Source organism: Enterococcus sp. DIV0176 (genome assembly GCF_050528535.1).
Taxonomy (GTDB): Bacteria; Bacillota; Bacilli; order Lactobacillales; family Enterococcaceae; genus Enterococcus_B; species Enterococcus_B thailandicus.
In genome coordinates, this window is record NZ_CP172879.1 from 1,673,196 (window position 1) to 1,693,762 (window position 20,567).

At 39.1% G+C, this 20,567-nt stretch carries 17 protein-coding genes; all 17 read right to left on the reverse strand.

Annotation, left to right across the window (positions count from 1 at the left end; genetic code table 11):
• Positions 1–49 precede the first annotated feature (49 nt).
• Positions 50–1,456 (reverse strand): dihydrolipoyl dehydrogenase, encoded by a 1,407-nt coding sequence (lpdA, locus tag IGJ66_RS07780; RefSeq protein ID WP_270492439.1) that lies wholly within the window; start codon positions 1,454–1,456, stop codon positions 50–52.
• 7 nt (positions 1,457–1,463) lie between these two features.
• Positions 1,464–3,089, reverse strand: coding sequence for a dihydrolipoyllysine-residue acetyltransferase (locus tag IGJ66_RS07785; protein ID WP_430616464.1), 1,626 nt, complete (start codon positions 3,087–3,089; stop codon positions 1,464–1,466).
• A 19-nt stretch (positions 3,090–3,108) separates the two neighbouring features.
• Positions 3,109–4,086, reverse strand: coding sequence for an alpha-ketoacid dehydrogenase subunit beta (locus IGJ66_RS07790; protein ID WP_071869279.1), 978 nt, complete (start codon positions 4,084–4,086; stop codon positions 3,109–3,111).
• A 2-nt stretch (positions 4,087–4,088) separates the two neighbouring features.
• On the reverse strand, positions 4,089–5,198 hold the full coding sequence (gene pdhA / locus IGJ66_RS07795; protein WP_067481205.1) for a pyruvate dehydrogenase (acetyl-transferring) E1 component subunit alpha: 1,110 nt from the start codon (positions 5,196–5,198) through the stop codon (positions 4,089–4,091).
• Positions 5,199–5,641: 443 nt separating this feature from the next.
• Entirely contained in the window at positions 5,642–7,066 is a 1,425-nt protein-coding gene (locus IGJ66_RS07800) for a PLP-dependent aminotransferase family protein (protein WP_067481203.1), read from the reverse strand.
• Positions 7,067–7,127: 61 nt separating this feature from the next.
• On the reverse strand, positions 7,128–8,264 hold the full coding sequence (gene wecB, locus IGJ66_RS07805; RefSeq protein WP_218657856.1) for a non-hydrolyzing UDP-N-acetylglucosamine 2-epimerase: 1,137 nt from the start codon (positions 8,262–8,264) through the stop codon (positions 7,128–7,130).
• Positions 8,265–8,440: 176 nt separating this feature from the next.
• The gene (guaC, locus tag IGJ66_RS07810) at positions 8,441–9,418 is read right to left on the reverse strand and encodes a GMP reductase (protein WP_067481199.1); all 978 of its coding nucleotides are present in this window, start codon (positions 9,416–9,418) and stop codon (positions 8,441–8,443) included.
• 285 nt (positions 9,419–9,703) lie between these two features.
• On the reverse strand, positions 9,704–10,618 hold the full coding sequence (locus IGJ66_RS07815) for an aldo/keto reductase (RefSeq protein WP_270346398.1): 915 nt from the start codon (positions 10,616–10,618) through the stop codon (positions 9,704–9,706).
• Positions 10,619–10,695: 77 nt separating this feature from the next.
• On the reverse strand, positions 10,696–11,985 hold the full coding sequence (purD, locus tag IGJ66_RS07820) for a phosphoribosylamine--glycine ligase (RefSeq protein ID WP_430616465.1): 1,290 nt from the start codon (positions 11,983–11,985) through the stop codon (positions 10,696–10,698).
• 24 nt (positions 11,986–12,009) lie between these two features.
• Complete coding sequence (purH, locus tag IGJ66_RS07825; protein WP_430616466.1) at positions 12,010–13,545, reverse strand: bifunctional phosphoribosylaminoimidazolecarboxamide formyltransferase/IMP cyclohydrolase; 1,536 nt, start codon at positions 13,543–13,545, stop codon at positions 12,010–12,012.
• A complete protein-coding gene (gene purN / locus IGJ66_RS07830) occupies positions 13,542–14,120 on the reverse strand; it encodes a phosphoribosylglycinamide formyltransferase (protein ID WP_430616467.1) in 579 nt (192 codons plus the stop codon). Before purN ends, purH begins: the two co-directional genes overlap by 4 nt.
• On the reverse strand, positions 14,117–15,160 hold the full coding sequence (gene purM / locus IGJ66_RS07835; RefSeq protein ID WP_430616468.1) for a phosphoribosylformylglycinamidine cyclo-ligase: 1,044 nt from the start codon (positions 15,158–15,160) through the stop codon (positions 14,117–14,119). Before purM ends, purN begins: the two co-directional genes overlap by 4 nt.
• A 22-nt stretch (positions 15,161–15,182) precedes the next feature.
• The gene (gene purF / locus IGJ66_RS07840) at positions 15,183–16,622 is read right to left on the reverse strand and encodes an amidophosphoribosyltransferase (protein ID WP_067481185.1); all 1,440 of its coding nucleotides are present in this window, start codon (positions 16,620–16,622) and stop codon (positions 15,183–15,185) included.
• Positions 16,607–18,829, reverse strand: coding sequence for a phosphoribosylformylglycinamidine synthase subunit PurL (gene purL / locus IGJ66_RS07845; RefSeq protein ID WP_430616469.1), 2,223 nt, complete (start codon positions 18,827–18,829; stop codon positions 16,607–16,609). The genes purF and purL overlap by 16 nt, the downstream gene beginning before the upstream one ends.
• Positions 18,830–19,507, reverse strand: coding sequence for a phosphoribosylformylglycinamidine synthase subunit PurQ (gene purQ / locus IGJ66_RS07850; protein WP_430616470.1), 678 nt, complete (start codon positions 19,505–19,507; stop codon positions 18,830–18,832).
• 1 nt (position 19,508) lies between these two features.
• Entirely contained in the window at positions 19,509–19,763 is a 255-nt protein-coding gene (purS, locus tag IGJ66_RS07855; RefSeq protein ID WP_430616471.1) for a phosphoribosylformylglycinamidine synthase subunit PurS, read from the reverse strand.
• A 45-nt stretch (positions 19,764–19,808) separates the two neighbouring features.
• Positions 19,809–20,525 (reverse strand): phosphoribosylaminoimidazolesuccinocarboxamide synthase, encoded by a 717-nt coding sequence (gene purC / locus IGJ66_RS07860; protein WP_086270869.1) that lies wholly within the window; start codon positions 20,523–20,525, stop codon positions 19,809–19,811.
• Positions 20,526–20,567 lie beyond the last annotated feature (42 nt).

Sequence of the window (20,567 nt, forward strand, 5' to 3'; positions counted from 1 at the left end):
GATGTACGACATCAACTGTCGCACATCTTAAAATTCATAAACTGATTTTTTAGATATGAATTGGTAGCCCTAAAGCTAATTCAGCTGTATCCATTGTAATTTCACCAAGAGATGGATGTGGATGAATTGTTAAAGCAATATCCTCAGCATTCATGCCTGATTCAATTGCCAAAGCAAGTTCAGAAACCATGTCACTTGCTCCAACACCACCAATTTGCGCACCAATAATCACGTGATCTTCAATTGTTGTTACTAGACGCAAGAATCCTTCTGTTTTTCCTAATGAAATAGCACGTCCATTACCTGCAAATGGGAATTTGAACGATTTTGCTTCAATCCCAGCCTCTTTCGCTTCTGCAATCGTCATCCCAACACTTGCTAGTTCAGGATCAGTAAATGCAACAGCTGGCATTGCTTTGTAATCAACAGCAACTTTTTTACCAGAAATAGCTTCAGCAGCAATTTTTGCTTCATAACTTGCTTTGTGAGCAAGCGCCGCACCAGGAACAATATCACCGATTGCAAAAATATTAGCCACATTTGTTCGGCCTTGTTTGTCAACGGGGATCAATCCACGCTCGCCGATTTCAACACCAGCTTGTTCCAAACCAAGATCATCCGTATTTGGACGACGACCAACTGTAACCATAACAAAGTCAGCTTCAACTGATTGTTCTTTGCCATCTACTTCATATTTCACTGTTACACTATCACCGTTATCAATCGCTTCTTTCGCCATTGCTGAAGTGACCACTGTAACATTTTTCTTTTTGAAATCATCGGTAACTAGTTTAACCATGTCTTTTTCATAAGTTGGTAAAATTGAAGGTGAGCCTTCTAAAATTGTAACTTCTGATCCAAGGTTTGCATAAGCACCACCTAATTCAGCACCGATAACACCGCCACCGATAATCACAAATTTCTTAGGAACTTCTTTCAAGTTTAAACCACCAGTTGAATCTAACACGCGTCCACCAAATTTAAATCCTGGAATTTCGATTGGACGAGAACCAGTTGCAACGATTGCGTTGTTAAATGAGTATGTTTGAGCAGAATCAGGATGAATAACACGTAATGTGTGGTCATCTACAAAGAAAGCTTCTCCTTCGATGATTTCTACTTTATGTTTTTTAAGCAACATTCCAACACCACTTGTCAAACTTTTAACAACTTGATTGTCTTTCCAATCTTGTGTTTTAGTAAAGTCTAACTCAACCTCTTTACTTGTTACACCAAATAAAGTTGAATCTAATGATTCTTGGTAATGATGACCGGCAGAAATCAAAGCTTTAGAAGGAATACATCCTACATTCAAACAAACTCCACCGATATACTCACGTTCAATAATGGCAACTTTTTGTCCCATTTCTGCGGCACGGATGGCAGCTACATAGCCGCCAGGTCCAGCACCGATTACAACTGTATCTAACTCAATGGCAAAATCTCCTACTACCATTTTCCACTCATCCTTCCATCAATAATAATTCTGGATCTGCTAATAAACGTTTGATGTTATTCATTGCTTTCTGTGCAGTTGCACCGTCAACGATTCGATGATCAAAGCTTAATGATAATTTCATCACGCGACCAACAACGATTTCACCCTCGCCATTCACGACTGGTTGTTGTGCAATTGTACCCACACCTAAAATAGCAACTTCAGGATAGTTGATAACTGGTGTAAACCAGCCACCACCAACAGAACCAATATTACTGATTGTAATTGAGCCGTCACGCATATCTTGGGCAGAAAGTTTACCATCGTGCGCTAATGCTGCTTTTTCATTGATTTCATCAGCAATTGCAAACATACTCTTCATGTTTGCATCTTTGATGTTTGGTACATACAACCCGTGATCCGTGTCAGTTGCAATACCGATATTGTAGTAATGTTTGTACACAATTTCTTGTGTTTTGTCATCAATTGACGCATTCAATACTGGGAATTTCTTCGCAGTTGCTGTCAATGCTTTAACAACATATGGTAAGAAAGTTAATTTTGTGCCGTTTTCAGCAGCAACATCTTTGAATTTCTTACGGTGATCCCAAAGTTTTGAAACCTCAACATCATCATGTAAAGTGACATGTGGCGCTGTGTGTTTGCTATTAACCATCGCTTTAGCAATTGCTTTACGCATTGGTGTTAATGCTTCACGAGTTTCACGTTCTGCTTGACCAGACTTGAATGCAGCTGGTTCTGCTTTTGGTGCAGCAGCCGGTGCTTCTGGCGTTGCTTTTGCAGCTGTTGGTGCTGCTTCTGGTGCAGTTGCTTGAACAGGTGTACCGCCTGAAGCAAATTGATCGATATCTTCTTTCGTGATACGGCCACCTTTTCCAGTAGCAGTTACTTGTGAGATATCTACATCTTTTTCGCGAGCATATTGACGAACAGAAGGCATTGCAAGAATGCGTTTTGATTCGTCAGCTGTAGCAACAACTGTTGATGTCGCAGCTTTTGTTTCTTGAGGAGCTACCGCAGCTGGTGCTTGCGTACTTGGTGCTGAAGATTGACTTGTGTTATGTCCTGGTGCATCGATTTCTACCAAAACATCTCCCACATTTGCCACAGTACCTTCTGGAACTAATACGTTTTTGACTGTTCCAGTAACAGGTGATGGAATTTCTTCAACTGATTTGTCATTTTGGACTTCTAATAATGTATCATCTTCGTTGATTGTGTCGCCTGCTTTAACAAACCATTTTACGATTTCGCCTTCTGCAATTCCTTCACCGATATCCGGTAATTTAAATTCAAAGACGCCTTCACCAGAACCTTCAGCTGTTGGTGTTGCAGCAGGAGATTCAGGTGTTTGCTCTTGAGCGGGAGCAGCTGGTTCGCTATCTTCATAACCAGGTGCATCGATTTCTACTAAAACATCACCCACATTTGCCACAGTGCCTTCTGGAACTAATACGTTTTTAACCGTTCCTGTAATAGGAGATGGAATTTCTTCAACTGATTTGTCGTTTTGAACTTCTAACAATGTATCGTCTTCATTGATCGTGTCGCCTGCTTTAACGAACCATTTTACGATTTCGCCTTCTGCAATCCCTTCACCGATATCCGGTAATTTAAATTGATAAGCCATGAATTTTCCCCTTCTTTTCTTAGAATTCTGCGATTTCTTTGACTTTTGCTTCAATATCAGAAGCGTTTGGTAACCAAGCATTTTCCGCTTGTCCAAATGGGAAGACAGTATCAGGTGCAGAAACACGTCCGATTGGTGCTTCTAAAGAAAGAATCGCGCGTTCTGAAATTTCAGAAACCACTTGTGCGGCAACGCCTGCTTGTCTTTGTGCTTCTTGAACAACAACTACACGGCCTGTTTTTTCAACAGATTGAATGATTGTTTCAATATCAAGAGGAGCAACTGTTCGTAAATCAATAATTTCAACCGAAATATTTTCTTGCGCTAATTTATCCGCAGCCTTGATTGCTTCACGAACCATTGCACCGTAAGTAATGATTGAAACATCTGATCCTTCACGAGTTACTGCTGCTTTATCCAAAGGTACTTCATACGCTTCATCTGGCACTTCCTCACGGAAAGAACGATACAGTTTCATGTGTTCTAGGAAAACAACTGGATCATTACTTCTGATTGAAGAAATTAATAAACCTTTTGCATCATAAGGATTTGATGGAATCACCACACGAATACCAGGTGACTGTGCAATCAATCCTTCTAAATTATCTGAGTGCAATTCTGGTGTATGCACACCACCACCAAATGGTGAACGAATCGTGATTGGTAAGTTTCTTGTTCCACCCATGCGATAACGCGTACGCGCCATTTGCGCAACAACTTCATCCATTGCTTCAAAAATAAAGCCAAAGAATTGAATTTCAGGAACTGGACGGAATCCTTCTAAAGCTAAACCAAACCCAAGACCTGCAATCCCTGATTCTGCTAAAGGTGTATCGAACACACGATCTTCACCAAATTTTTCTTGCAATCCTTCTGTTGCACGGAAAACCCCTCCGTTTTTACCAACATCTTCACCAAAAATGACGACATTTTCATCATGTTCTAGTTCAAGTGCTAAAGCATCAGTGATTGCTTGAATCATTGTTTTTTGTGCCATGATTATTTCGACTCCTTCGCTTCATAGATTGCAATTTGTTCTTTAATTGTTTGTGGTGATTCTTCAAACATATTCTTCAAGAAATCCGAAACTTTTTGTTTTGGTACTTTATCAGCTTCTGCAATTGCTTCTTTAATTTCTTCTTTTGTTTGTTCAATTACTTGTTCTTCTTTTTCTTCAGACCATAATCCTTTTTCAACTAGATAGTTACGGAAACGAATCAATGGATCTTTCTTTTGCCACTCGCCATCCATCTCTTTTGAACGGTAACGTGTTGGATCATCACCTGATAAAGTATGTGGACCATAACGATAAGTCAATGTTTCAATCAACACAGGACCTTTTCCGCTAATTGCCCAATCACGAGCCATTTTTGAAACAGTATAAACAGCTAGTGGATCCATTCCATCAACTTGGATACCAGGAATTCCAGCTGCAACAGCTTTTTGTGCTAATGTTTTAGCAGCTGTTTGTTTTTCACGAGGTGTTGAAATTGCAAAACCGTTATTTTGAATATAGAAAACAGCATTTGCATGGTAAGCACCCGCAAAGTTAATTGCTTCGTAGAAATCTCCTTGTGAAGAACCGCCATCACCAGTATAAGTGAAGACAACGTTTTTCTTGTTACGTTTTTTCAAGCCTAGTGCTACACCAGCAGCTTGAACGTACTGTGCACCAATAATAATTTGCGGTGGTAGAGCTTTCAATTCTTCCGGATATAAATTACCAGCAACATGTCCACGAGACCATAAAAACGCTTGCGTTAATGGTAAGCCGTGTTGAACAAGTTGGGGAACATCACGATAACCAGGTAATAAAACGTCTTCTTTGTCAAAAGCAAATGCACTCGCAAGTTGGCTTGCTTCTTGGCCTGCTGTAGGCGCAAAAAATCCAAGACGTCCTTGACGGTTCAATGCTGTTGAACGTTGATCCAAGACACGTGACCAAACCATTTTTGTCATTAACTCAACTAATTCATCATCTGATAAATCAGGGATCAAATCTTCATTTACAACTTTTCCATCTTGATCAAGTGCTTGATAAACTGGAAAATCTGAATTGACTTCATCAAGTAAAGCCTGGAAGTCGATTGGTGCTTTTTTGTTTGCCATTTGTCACACATTCCTCTCTCGTCTATAAGAAATTCTCTTCTAGCTACGATTGAAACAGTAATAGAATCTGTATCACTATTTAACCGGCTTCATACATAAATTATCATGTATCATGGAGAAATACAAGTTATAAGCCCATAAATTCACGATAATTTTTTATAAAAATAATCCTTGCTACATCAGCGATAGTGAATTGAATCACAAACAAGAAAGCGGTTTACATTTTACTTAAAAAAATCCTCCGTATTTTAATAGCAAAACATCGAACTGTTTCTATTTAGAAACCTTGTTGTTACAACTTTTATAAAAGTTTATTCTCGACGCATTCTAGGATCGTGCATAACTTTACAAACAACTAATGAAGCTGTTATACCGAACTTCTGTAAAAAAATTCATCAACAAAAAAACAGCATAGAAAAATCACTATGCTGTTACAGTTTTCTTTATTTTTTTAGCATTTCTGCTGCTTGGTTCATTAATTCACTAAATTTTGGTAACTCTTCTTCTGATAGCCGACTGAAGTTCAATCGCAACCCGTTCACTTCTTCTCCAAATAATTGCGCTGGAGCAATCCCTAACCCTTGCGCAATTAATTCATCCGCAATCTCCGTTGATAATTGCTTACCTTCCCACGTCAGCCAAGCATAGTAACCACCTTTTATTGGATGTAACTCAAAAAAAGTTTGCTCCTTCGACCAATCAATCAATCGTTGACTTCGCTTAACTAATTGTTGCCGCACTAATGACATTTTCGAGAGAAAAGCTTCATCAAAAACACTCGTTGCTAACATTTGTGAAACGATACTTAGTGAAAACTCCATCATTTCTTGTGCATTTGCTAAGCGAGCGATTAATGTTTCAGGACCTAATACCCAACCGATTTTTGTCGTTCGACCTAAAACGCGTGACAAAGAACCAATATATAAGACATTATCTGGATCAAGTAACCGTAGCGGTTGGACCTCATTCATCTCCGAAAAAGAAAAATCAGTAAAAACATCATCTTCAATAATAGGCAATTGGTATCGACGACATAATTGCACAAGCGCTTCGCGTCTTTTCTGACTCATGACTTTTCCCGTAGGATTTTGAAAATTAGGATTGACTAAGACAGCTTTTACCTGATTTTTTAAAATTGATGTTTCTAACTGCTTCAAATCAATTCCTTCTTCATCCATCGCTACACCAAAAAGGCGAATCCCCGCTGCTTTAAACAAAGGAAGACGATAGAAAAAGGACGGTGATTCTACCGCGATTGCATCTCCTGACGACAAAATGGTTTGCAAAATCAAAAAAATAGCTTGCTGACCGCCACCCGTGACCAAAAGTTGGTCCGCAGCAAATGTCAATTGAAGTTCTTCTTTTAAATATCCTGTGATTTTTTCTTTCAAAGGCAAGTAGCCATAGCGATTCATTCTCTTTTCTTCCATTAATATATCTGCTAATGAATAAGAGGGAAATTGAAAATCAGGTAATAACTCATTCGGCATTTCACTAGAATACAAATCAAGAAACGCACTGGTTTGTTTTTTTCCACGATTGATTTTTTCTTCATAATGATTAATTGACTGCTCATATCGATGAGCAATCAGTTGACGCCAGTCAATTCTCGGAATGGAAAACTTGCCCCATTCCGTTTGATTGACGTAACGTCCACTACCTTGTTTACTTGTCAAAATTCCAAGCGCACGTAACTCTTCCAATGCATGAACCACGGTGGAACGATTCACCCCGAAAGCCTCTGCTAACTTCCGTTCCGAAGCAAGTCGCTCTCCTGGATTTAATTCGCCTTGTTCGATTTTCCGCATGATTTGATCCATCATTTGTCGATATGCAGGTCCTTGTGCCTTATCAATTTTTTGCCACATGAGATCTCCTCACTTACTTTTTATCTCTAAAAAAAGAATAAAACTTACGAAAAAATAACCATTATTCAAAATCAGTTGGTCGGTTTTCTTCTATATTAAAGTAATACGCCATTGCATCTAAAATACGTTGACTTGCTTGGCCATCACCATATGGATTGGAGGCATGCGCCATTTCTTGATGTGCTTCTTTGCTTTCAAGCAAACGAGTTGTTTCGTCATAGACAGTTTCTTCATCTGTTCCAACCATTTTCAAAGTACCTGCCTCAACACCTTCTGGGCGCTCTGTGGTATCACGCAAGACAAGTACCGGTACGCCAAGTGACGGTGCTTCTTCTTGAACACCACCAGAATCCGTCAAAATCAAATAACTTCGTGCTGCAAAATTATGGAAATCGACAACGTCTAAAGGCTCAATCAATGATACATTAGCTAAATCCCCCAGAATGCCAATTGCTTCTTCACGTACTTTTGGATTGCGATGCATCGGAAAAATAAATTTCACTTCTGGATGTTCATTGGCAACACGCGCAATTGCTTGGAATACTTGACGCATTGGTTGACCGATATTTTCGCGGCGATGCATTGTCACCAAGACCATTTTATCCTCTTTTGATGCTGGTAGATGTTCACTTTGATATTCATCATCAACAGTGTAGCCCATTGCATCAATTGCAGTATTCCCAGTTACAAAAATAGCATCTGTTGGATGATTTTCTTTTTCTAAGTTTTCTTTGCTTTGACTTGTTGGTGCAAAATAAATATCACTTAAGACATCTGTCAATTGACGATTCATTTCTTCAGGGAATGGCGACCACTTATTCCAAGTTCGCAAACCCGCTTCCACGTGGCCAACTTTGATTTGTTGATAGAACGCTGCTGTCGCACTCGCATAAGTCGTTGTTGTATCTCCATGAACTAAAACGATGTCTGGTTGTTCTTCTAATAACACAGGTGTCAAATCATCAAGAATTCTTGAAGTAATTCCTGCTAAAGTTTGTCCACCTTTCATCAAATTCAAATCATAATCAGGAGTAATTTCAAATACTTCTAACACTTGATCAAGCATTTCCCGATGCTGCGCCGTAACGGCAACTTTTCCAATAAAGCGTTCATCTTTTGCAAGAGCTTTAACTAAAGGCGCCATCTTAATCGCTTCTGGTCTTGTACCAAAAACAGATAATACTTTTACTTTTTTCATAACTTCCATTCTCCTTTTCTTTCCATCTTCTATTGTAGCTGAATTTTCGAAAAAAAAGAAATAAAAATAACAAATTTTTGCGTAACCTATTTTCTCAATCCAAAAAAAAGAGCATCAGACAAAGATTCATCTGACACTCTACTTACTACTATTTAAGATTGAAAAATTTTTCTATTTTAAATTGTATCTCCATTAAAAATAGAATTCTTCACGATTACATAATCCACTTTGCGAATCGCTTCTAAGTCACGTCCACCTGCATAAGAAATTGAAGATTGTAAATCTTGTTGCATTTCAACTAACGTATCTTTTAGTGAACCTTTGTGTTGAATCCAAATTTTCTTACCTTCAACGTTTTTCTTTTCGCCTTTTTGAAATTCAGAAGCGGAGCCAAAATACTCTTTATAAACAACTCCATTTTCAACTTTTGTTTCGCCCGGAGATTCTTCGTGTCCAGCAAATAGTGAACCGATCATAACCATCGTTGCACCAAAACGAACTGATTTCGCCACATCTCCATGTGTCCGAATCCCGCCATCTGCAATAATTGGTTTACGAGCAGCTTTTGCACACCATCTTAACGCAGCTAACTGCCAGCCACCTGTTCCAAAACCTGTTTTGATTTTCGTGATGCAAACTTTTCCTGGTCCAATGCCAACCTTTGTTGCATCAGCGCCAGCATTTTCTAATTCACGAACTGCTTCAGGTGTCCCAACATTTCCCGCAATCACAAATGTTTCAGGAAGATGTTTTTTTATATGTTGAATCATGTTAATTACTGAATTGGAATGCCCGTGAGCAATGTCAATTGTGATGTAATCTGGTACTAGATTTTTTTGTGCTAATTCTTCAACGAAAGCATATTCGTTTTCTTTTACACCGACACTAATTGATGAGATATATCCTTCTTGTTTCATTTTTTTTATAAATGGGATACGCGCTTCTTCATCAAAACGGTGCATAATATAAAAATAGCCGTTTTTTGCTAAAAATTCTGCAATTGACTCATCAATAATTGTTTGCATGTTTGCAGGTACTACTGGCATTTTAAATGAGTGCTTACCTAAAGTCACTGTTGTGTCACACTCTGATCGGCTATTTACGATACATTTATTCGGAATTAGTTGGATATCTTCGTAATCAAATACTTTCATCAAATTGTCCTCCTAATGTTCAGTTCAGTAAAACACGAACATTCTTCGTTTTATTCAGGCATTTTTTAGCGCCCTATGTAATTTAACTCAACTAAATAAAAAAATCAAGCGAAAACCATGAACATTTTACGAATAATGCGTTTTCTTAGACTTTTTTCAATAATCTGTTCCTTTAAACAGGGTAATGTTCGGAAAAAAGGCAAAAAAACAAAAACAGGACTTGCTACAAAAAATAGCAAGTCCTGTTTTTTTAGTTATCGGATAACCAATACTACACACCAAGTTCTATGGCAAAATATTTCCTGCAGCCATGTATAGATCATACCAATCTTCTCTTGTTAACATAATTTCAGAAGCTTTTGCAATTTCTTCAATTCGGCTAAGATTCATCGTCCCAGCAATCACTTGCATGTTTGCTGGATGACGCAAGATCCAGGCTGAAGCTAAACCAGTTGGTGTTGTGTTGTATTTTTCAGCCATTTCGTTTAATTTTTGATTTAATTCTGGGAATTTTTCATTACCGATAAAGACACCTTCAAAAAAACCATATTGATAAGGAGACCATGCTTGAATTGTCATATCATGCAACCTTGAATAATCTAGTACACTGCCATCATGATCGATACTTGCAGCGTCCGTCATGTTCACATGAATTCCTTGATCAACCATTTCTGAATGCTTTAAACCAAACTGTAATTGGTTAGCTACTAAAGGTTGACGTACTGATTTTTTCAATAGCTCGATTTGCATTGGTTTTTGATTACTTACACCAAAATAGCGAACTTTACCCGCTTTTTCTAATTCATCAAAAGCTGCAGCGACTTCATCAGGTTCGACTAATGTATCTGGTCGATGCAACAACAAAGCGTCTACATAATCCATTTTTAAGCGTTGTAAACTGCCTTCGACAGAGGCAATAATATGTTCTTTTGAAAAATCAAACATAACTCCTGGAACGATTCCACATTTTGTTTGGATAAATAGATCTTCACGCTTCAACGAAGTTTTTGCCAATGCGTCTGCAAAAATTGATTCACATTCACCATTTCCATAGATATCTGCATGATCAAAGAAATTGATTCCATTATCATAAGCAGTCTCGATTGCCTTAACTGGATCTTTCGCACTATTGATACGCATACAACCAAGAATCACTGCTGAAACTGCGTGATTTACTGTTCCAAATTGAACCTGTTTCATAAAAAATTCCTCCTTTTTTACACAATAAAAGTGTAGCACAACTTCTATGAAAAGGCTTTATCAAATCAAAAATATTTTTATCTTTTAGCCGATGATTTCTCTTTGACTAATTTTAATGCCTTGTTTCCAATGTCATGCCGATAAAATGTTTTGGTCGTTTCTTTTCTTCGAAGTGCTTCATAAATAAATTTTTGTGCTTGCTCTAACGTTTCAGCTTTGGCTTCGACTAAATAGATTCTTCCACCCTTTCCAACTAAACGTCCTTCTTTTTCTGCCACACCTGCATAATATACCTGAACATGCGGTTCATCAGAAAAATCTGGCAACACCATCTCTGTTTCATACGTTGCCGGGTAACCTTCAGCAGCGACAACAACACCCACATGAAAATCACCTTGCGACCATTCTAATTCGATTGAACGATTTTCTAGTAGATCATCAATCACTTGAGCAAAATCATTCACTAGTCTTGGTAAAACAACTTGTGTTTCTGGATCACCAAATCGAGCATTGAATTCAATCACTTTCGGTCCATCAACGGTTGCAATCAAACCAGCGTACAAGATACCCGTGAAAGAACGACCTTGTTCAACCATGCCCTGCGCCGCTGGTTTCAAAATCGTTTCAATAGCTTCATTAATCATCTCTTCCGGAATTTGTGGGACTGGCGAATAAGCACCCATTCCCCCAGTATTTGGTCCTTTGTCTAAGTCATACGCTCGTTTATGGTCTTGTGAAATTACCATTGGATAAACTTCTGTGCCACGAACAAACGCTAAAAGCGAGAACTCTTCCCCTTCCAGAAACTCTTCAACCACAATTTGACTCCCGCTTTCACCAAATCGATGACTCTTCAACATGTCCTTTGCGGCTTGTACAGCTTCTTCCATCGTCATCGCGACAACGACACCTTTACCAGCAGCTAAACCATCTGCTTTTACAACAATCGGTGCGCCTTTTTCTTTGATATAAGCTATAGCCAGCTCATAATCATTAAACGTTCGGGATTCAGCTGTCGGAATCTGACACTCTTTCATTAGTTGTTTAGCAAAACTTTTAGATCCCTCAATCAACGCTGCACGTTTTGTTGGTCCAAAAATTTTCAAATCTGCCGCCATAAAGTCATCGACAATTCCATTTAACAAAGGAACTTCTGGCCCAACAAATGTCCAAGAAATGTGCTTTTCTTTTGCAAATGAGATGAGCGCATCATGATCTGTTTCTGCAATTGTGACTGGTTGTATCCCATCCTTTTTCATTCCAGGATTTCCCGGGGCGCAGTAGACTGTTTCAACTAACGGACTATCCGCCATTTTTTTCCCAATCGCATGCTCGCGACCGCCTGCACCTATAATCAAAATTTTCATGAGTTACTCCTTTTCCACTAAAGTTTAATGTCTAAAATGACGTACATTAGTAAAGACCATCGCAATGTCATAATGATTAGCCATATCAATTGAAGCCTGATCTTTGATACTTCCACCCGGCTGAATGATTGCCTTAATTCCATGTGTTGCAGCATATTCAACAGAATCATCCATTGGGAAAAACGCATCACTAGCCAATACTGCACCTTCTAGTTTTTCACCTGCTTGTTCAATCGCTATCTTGACAGAACCCACACGATTCATTTGTCCTGCACCTATCCCCACAGTTTGGTGTTCATTTGCAACAACGATAGCATTGGATTTAACATGCTTCACCGCTTTCCAAGCAAATGCTAATGCCTCCATTTGTTCTACTGTGGGTTTCTTTTCTGTCACTACAGTCCAGTCTTCTTCATGTTCCATTGCTAAATCTTGATTTTGAACTAATAAACCACCTAAAACAGAAACTGTTTCATCAACTATGCTGGCTGTTCTTTGTTCAAAGCTGATTGTTAAAATACGCAGATTTTTCTTTTTCTTCAAAACTTCTAGTGCAGCATCAGTGAATCCCGGGGCAATAATAATTTCTAAAAATAGTTCATGCATTTTTTCCGCAGTAGCTACATCCACCTCACGATTCAAAACAATAATTCCGCCAAAAATCGAGACTGGGTCTGCTTCAAACGCGTAATTCCAAGCTTCAAAAATCGTTGGTGCCGTTCCAATGCCACACGGATTCATATGTTTCAACGCAACAACTGTTGGTTCATCATACTCCTGGGCAATTCTTAGCGCTGCATCTGCATCACGAATATTGTTGAATGAGAGTTCCTTGCCATGTACTTGTTTTGCTGCAGCAATCGAATATTCTTCCGGTAAAGCAGATTGATAAAAAGCTGCTTCTTGATGACTATTTTCGCCGTAACGCAAATCTTGTTTTCGCTCATACGTCAACGTTAATTTTTCTGGTTCTTTTTCATCCACCATCTCTGTCAAATACTGAGCAATTAACGCATCGTATGCAGCCGTATGGCGAAAGACTTTCGCTGCTAGACGTTTTCGAGTGGCTAACTGAGTTTCCCCGTGGGCTTCTAATTCTTGAAGTACCAATGAATAATCTGCCGGATCAACGATTACTGTGACAAATTCATGATTTTTAGCACCACTTCGCAACATACTTGGGCCACCAATATCAATATTTTCAATCGCCTCTTGTTCAGTTACTTCTGGTTTTAAAATGGTTTCCTTAAATGGATAAAGATTCACACAAACAAAATCGATTGGCAGGATTTCACCGCGCGCCATGTCTTCCATATGTTCAACGACATCTCGGCGCCCTAAAAGTCCACCGTGAATCTTCGGATGCAAGGTTTTCACTCTGCCATCCATCATTTCTGGAAAACCAGTGACCTCATCAATAGAAATTGTTTTGACACCTGCTTGATCTAATGCTTTTTTCGTTCCACCTGTTGAGATAATTTCGATATTATTAGCAATCAAGCCTTTTGCAAAGTCAACAATTCCTGTTTTGTCTGATACACTAATCAACGCTCTTGTCATTTTAAATAGCCTCCATTTTTGATCATTTCTTCGACGATTTCTGGATAAATTCGATGCTCGACTGCATGGATTTTTTGTTCAAGAATTTCCAAGGTATCTGTTGGCTCAATCTCGACTTTTTCTTGGCGAATGATTGGGCCTGTATCGACACCTGCATCAATTAAATGAACAGTCACACCCGTGGTTGCCACTCCTGCTTCATATGCATCACGAATCCCGTGCAATCCGGGAAAATTCGGCAATAACGAGGGGTGAATATTCACAATTTTATTTTCAAATGCCGTCAGCAAAGTAGGCCCCACAATTCGCATGTAGCCAGCCAAAATAACCAAATCAATTTTTCGTTCACGCAACTGCCGTAGTATCTCCTGTTCATACGCTACTTTATTTGCAAAATCTTTTGGCGAAAACTGACTAGCAGGAACTCCCAATTCTTCTGCCCTTTGCAGCACATGCGCCTCTGGCTGGTCACAAAATAACCAGTCAACCGTGACAGCTAGCTTTTTTTCTCTTAGATTCGTTACCAAAGCTTGAAAGTTACTTCCATTACCCGAAGCAAAAATGGCTAATTTCATGCCGTTTCTCCAGTGAAAATAATTTTCTGTGTGTCTTCTGGGACAATTTCACCGATTTGGTAAAAAGTCTCTCCTTGCTCTGCAAAAGCAGCCGTGACCTCAGCTACTTTTTCTGGTGAAACAGCAACGACCATTCCAATCCCCATATTAAAAATTTCATACATTTCCGGAGAGGACAGCTTTCCATAGCTTTGTAAACAATCAAAAATTGGTAAAATCGGCCAGCTTCCTAGTTGAATATTTGCGCTGACTCCAGCTGGCAACATTCGGGGAATGTTCTCTACAAAACCACCACCGGTAATGTGCGCACAGCCTTTCAATAGATTTTTTTTGATCAATGGCAAAAGACTTGCAACATAAATTCTTGTTGGAACTAATAAACTATCAGCTAATGTTTCATTTAATTCCGGCAAAATACTATCAGTTGTGAGTTGATGTTCTTCAAAGAAAATTTTCCGTACTAACGAATACCCATTTGAATGAATCCCACTTGAAGGTAATCCTAATAAAATATCTCCAGGTTCAATCAACGCTCCTGTAATCAGTTGTGATTTTTCAGCAATCCCAACGGCAAAACCGGCTAAATCATAGTCGTCTCCTTGATACATTCCTGGCATCTCAGCCGTTTCTCCGCCAATCAGCGCCATATTTGCTTGAACGCAACCATTTGCTACACCTGCAACCACTTGCTCTAATTTTTCTGGTTGGTTCTTTCCAGTAGCTAAGTAATCTAAGAAATAAAGAGGCTCTGCCCCTTGGGCTAAAATATCATTCACACACATTGCGACACAATCAATGCCAATCGTATCATGTTGACCAGCTTCAATTGCTACTGCTAATTTTGTTCCAACGCCATCCGTTCCCGAAACTAAAACAGGTTCTTTGACATCAAACAACGAAAGATCAAAACAACCACCAAAACCGCCTAGCGCGCCCATTACACCAAGACGTTCCGTTTTTTTGACATGTTTTTTGATTCGTTCAACAACTTCATAACCAGCTTCGACATCCACGCCAGCTTTTGCATATGCATTTTTCATGCGATGATTCACTCCTTTATTATTAGAAAAACGAAACTTTTTCTTTTAGAGATGCTTGGTATTTCTCCTCATAATCATACAAAGGAGTTGGATAGTCACCATTAAAATAAGCCATACATAATCCTGAATAAGGCGCTTCTTCTTTTAACCCAATGGCAGTAATCAAACCTTCCTCACTAAGGAATTCTAAAGAATCTGCACCAATACATTGCCGAATTTCTTCGATACTATGATTAGCAGCAATCAATTCTTTCCTCGTTTGAATGTCGATTCCGTAAAAACAAGGATATTTTAGGGGTGGAGAAGCAATTCGAACATGGACCTCTTTCGCCCCAGCTTCTTTTAATAGCCGGACGATTCGTCGACTTGTCGTACCACGTACAATTGAGTCGTCTACCATCACGATTTTTTTACCTTCTACTACTCCTCGAACAGCTGATAGTTTCATACGCACACCTTGTTCGCGTAACTCTGGTGTAGGTTGAATGAAGGTTCGCGCAATATATTGGTTTTTTACTAAACCAATTTCATAAGGAATTCCACTAGCTTCAGCATACCCACTGGCAGCTGACAAAGAAGAATTGGGGACACCTACCACCATATCTGCCTCGATTGGTGCTTCTTCCGCTAGATTTTTACCCATATTTTTTCGAGCAGTATGGACATTGACCCCATTGATATTCGAATCTGGTCGTGCAAAATAGATATACTCCATTGAACAGATTGCTAGCTGTGTATCTTGTGTGTACGTTTCAATTCTTAGTCCTTCATCGTTGATTATCACTACTTCTCCGGGGTGCACATCACGGAGAAATTCTGCACCAACTACTTCTAAAGCACAGGTTTCAGAGGCAACGACATAAGCACCATTTTTCATCTGTCCAATTGCTAATGGACGGAACCCATTAGGATCAAGCGCCGCAATCATTGCGTCTTCTGTCATTAGTAAATACGCAAAACCGCCTTTTACTTTGTTCAAAGATGCTTTTAATTTTGCTAAAAATGTTTCTTCGTCACTTCGACGTATCAAATGCATTAAAATTTCTGTATCCGAATTTGAATGAAAAATGGCTCCATCTTGCTCTAATTCTTTTCGCAAAGAGCGAGCATTGGTCAAATTACCATTGTGGGCTAAGCCAACCGAAACATCATAAAACTTGAATAAAAATGGTTGGATATTATCGACACTTCCATTTCCCGCAGTCGCGTAGCGCACATGACCAATTGCTGCATTTCCTGTTAATTGAGTTAATTTTCGTTGATCTTTGAATACTTCTGATAATAAACCAAGATCGCGATGCCCATGGAGTCTGCCTTCATCATTCGAAACAATCCCCGCACCTTCTTGGCCACGATGTTGTAGGCTATGCAAGCCAAAATAAGTAACACTTGCTGCATCCTGATGTCCCCAGACACCAAAAATCCCACATTCCTCATTCAAACTTTTTACTTCATAAGACATGGAATAGCTTCCTCCCAGCTTGCTTTAGCCATTTGAGTTGTTAGATTGATTTCGCCATCAACTGCTTGCATTCGCAATTGAGAATCAGCTGTTACTTCACCAAGATGGTAAGCCTGTTCTCCTGCTAATTGTTCAAAAGCTGTCTGATTTTCCGAATTGATTGACACCACAAATCGTGATTGTGTTTCCGAGAAAAGTTCCGCAACAGTCAACTCGACTTGAACTTTAACACCTAATCCATTCGCAAAAGCAGCTTCTGCAATGGCAACCGCCAGGCCACCTTCAGAACAATCATGAGAACTAGCTACCAAGCCTTGTTGAATAGCAGCTAACATTAAGTCTTGATTTTTCTTTTCAACTGCTAAATCAAAATTAGTTAACTGACCTTGAATCGTTCCTGTCAAAAGCTTTTGAATCTCGCTCCCATTAAAATCATTGCCTGTTTGACCAATAACATAAATTTGATCTCCTGCTTGCTTAAATTCCTGCGTAGTAATCTGCTCATGCGATTCAATCAAACCTACCATACCAATCATCGGAGTTGGATAGATTGCCTTGCCATCTGTTTCATTGTAAAGTGACACGTTTCCAGAAATAACTGGTGTTTCAAAGGTACGACAAGCTTCTGCTATTCCATCTGCCGAGTGCCAAAGTTCCCAAAAAACTTCAGGCTTATCCGGTGAACCATAGTTCAAGCAATCTGTAATTGCTAAAGGTTTTCCACCGCTAGCAACAATATTTCGTGCTGCTTCAGCAACTGCAATCTGACCACCGATTTCTGGATTTAAATAAAGGTATCTTGCATTACAATCAGTTGTCATTGCTAAAGCTTTTTTCGTTCCGCGGATTCGTAAAACAGCTGCATCACTTCCCGGACGAACAACGGTATTTGTTTGAACTTGAGAGTCGTACGTTTCGTAAATTGACTTCTTTGAAGCAATTGTTGGTTGCGCTAATAACGATAAGAGTGTTTCGTTTGGGTCGCCAATGACAGGCACATATGCTGGCATTGTTCGAAACTCCGCCATTCTCGCTGGTTCTTTTCTTGGCTTGTCGTAAACTGGTGCATCTTCTGCCAAAGCATCAACTGGTAAGTTAGCCACTTCATTTCCATGATGATATAAACGATATTGGCCATCATCTGTTACCTTTCCAATTGTTACAGCATCTAAATCATATTTTTTGAATAACGCTTTTACTTCTTCCTCTGCACCAGCTTTGACGCAAATTAACATACGTTCTTGAGATTCAGATAACATCATTTCATAAGGAGACATGTCTGTTTCTCGTTGGGGCACATCATCTAGCGTTAAAATCAAACCTGATCCTGCTTTGGAAGCCATTTCTGAACTGGATGATACCAATCCCGCAGCACCCATGTCTTGGATACCTACTAAAATTTCTGCATGTTTCAGAATCAACTCAAGGCAGGCTTCCAACAACAATTTTTCCATGAAAGGATCACCAACTTGAACAGCAGAGCGTTGCTGTTCTTCTTCTTGACTAAACTCCTCTGAAGCAAATGTTGCACCATGGATACCGTCACGACCTGTTTTAGCTCCGACATACATAATAGAATTTCCGACACCTGATGCCTGACCTTTTTGAATATCTTTATGGTCAATCAACCCAACACACATCGCATTGACTAATGGATTCCCTTCATAACAAGCATCAAAAGCAATCTCGCCACCAACTGTTGGGATACCAATACAATTACCATAACCACCAATTCCCGCAACTACTTCATCAAGTAAATATTTTGTGCGTGAATTATTCAGCTCACCAAAACGTAAAGAGTCAAGCAACGCAATTGGTCGTGCACCCATGCTGAAAATATCACGAATAATCCCGCCAACTCCAGTTGCTGCACCTTCATAAGGTTCTACAGCAGAAGGATGATTATGACTTTCTGCCTTAAAAACGACTGCTTGCCCATCACCGATATCCACAATCCCAGCTCCTTCACCAGGTCCTTGCAAAACGTTCGGTCCAGTAACCGGGAATTTTCGTAGAACAGGTTTGGAATTCTTATAAGAACAATGTTCACTCCACATAACAGAAAACAGACCTGTTTCAGTATAATTAGGCATTCTACCCAATATATCTTCTTCAATCATGCGGTATTCTTCATCAGACAAACCCCACTCAGTGTAGATTTTCTGCTCTTTGATTTCTTGTGCTGTTGGCTCCATCATTGTTTTCATCTAAACAGTCACCTTCCCGAAGTTTTTGATCATTGATTGAAAGAAACGTTTTCCGTCTTCTGAACCTAATAACTGCTCCATCGCACGTTCAGGATGAGGCATCATTCCCAGAACATTTCCAGCTTGGTTCGTAATTCCTGCGATACGTTCCACACTGCCATTGATATTTTCTTCTTCATACGTAAAAACGATTTGATTATTTTCCTTTAGTTCACGTAACGTTTCTTCGTCACAAAAATAATTTCCTTCACCATGAGCGACTGGCAATTGAATCACTTCACCCTCACGATATTCTGAGGTAAACGCCGTTTGATTATTTGCAACTCTTAACGGAACTGTCTTGCAAATAAATTGTAACGACTCATTTCTGCGTAGAACACCAGGGAGTAATCCTGCTTCAGTTAAAATTTGGAATCCATTACACGTTCCAAATACTGGTTTGCCTTCTTCAGCAAAACGAATCACTTCTCGCATAATTGTCGAAAAGCGAGCAATTGCTCCACAACGAAGATAATCACCGTAAGAAAAACCACCAGGAAGTAATACACCGTCAAATCCAGAAAGTGAATCTTCATCGTAACGAACATAGGCTGCTTCCACACCCATAATTTCTTGCACAGCCCACAGCATATCTGCATCACAGTTTGAGCCAGGAAAAACAATCACTGCAAACTTCATGCTAAACTTCCTCCATTTCCTCAATTTCGTAACGATATGTTTCCATGTTGACATTCGCTAATAATTTGTCACAAATTTGTTCAATCGTTTCTTCAACCGATACTTGTGATGGTGCAACTTGAATTTCAAAGTATTTTCCCATACGAATTTCTGTAATCTCTTCATAACCCATTCGATGCACTGCATGTTTTACCGCTTCTCCTTGTGGATCTAATACAGAATCTTTATACGTCACATAAACTTTTACAAAATACATTTGTTTTTCTCCTTTAAAAGTAAGTTTTTTAAGTAGCAATGATTATTAGAATGAATAATTGTTCAACCGAGTCAACACTTCTTGATAAACTGGAACCAAATTACCGATTTTTCGACGATACACATCTTTATCCATATGCTCATGAGAGTCACTATCCCATAAACGGCAAGTATCAGGAGAAATCTCATCAGCAAGTAAGATTTTTCCATCTGCTAAACGACCAAACTCTAATTTAAAATCAATCAACTGTAAGTCGATACCCGCAAATAATTCCTGTAAAGCTTCGTTGACTTGTAAGGCGATCAACTTGATTTCTTGAATTTCAGCTGGTGTTGCAAGTTCTAAGAATGCAATGTGTGCTTCATTGATAAACGGATCATCTAACGAATCATCTTTATAATAAAATTCGATGATTGGTTCAGGTAACAAGGTTCCTTCTGGTACCGCTAATCGTTTGGAGAAGCTTCCCGCTGCAAAATTTCTGACAACTACCTCCAAAGGAATCACTTCGACTTTTTTTACTAATTGTTCGGTTTTTGACAAAATATCAATGAAATGATTGTCAATTCCTTTTTTTGTTAAGTATTGGAAAATTCGGCTAGTGATCTGATTATTTAATTCCCCTTTTCCTTGAATTTGGTCTTTCATGACCCCATTCAATGCAGTTGCTTGATCAAGATATTCAACCCAAATCACTTGTTTGTCCTCTGTTGCAAACATTTTTTTTGCTTTTCCTTCGTATAACAATTCCGCTTTCTCCACAAGTCTCTCTCCTTATAAACTTACATTTAATTGATAAACAGT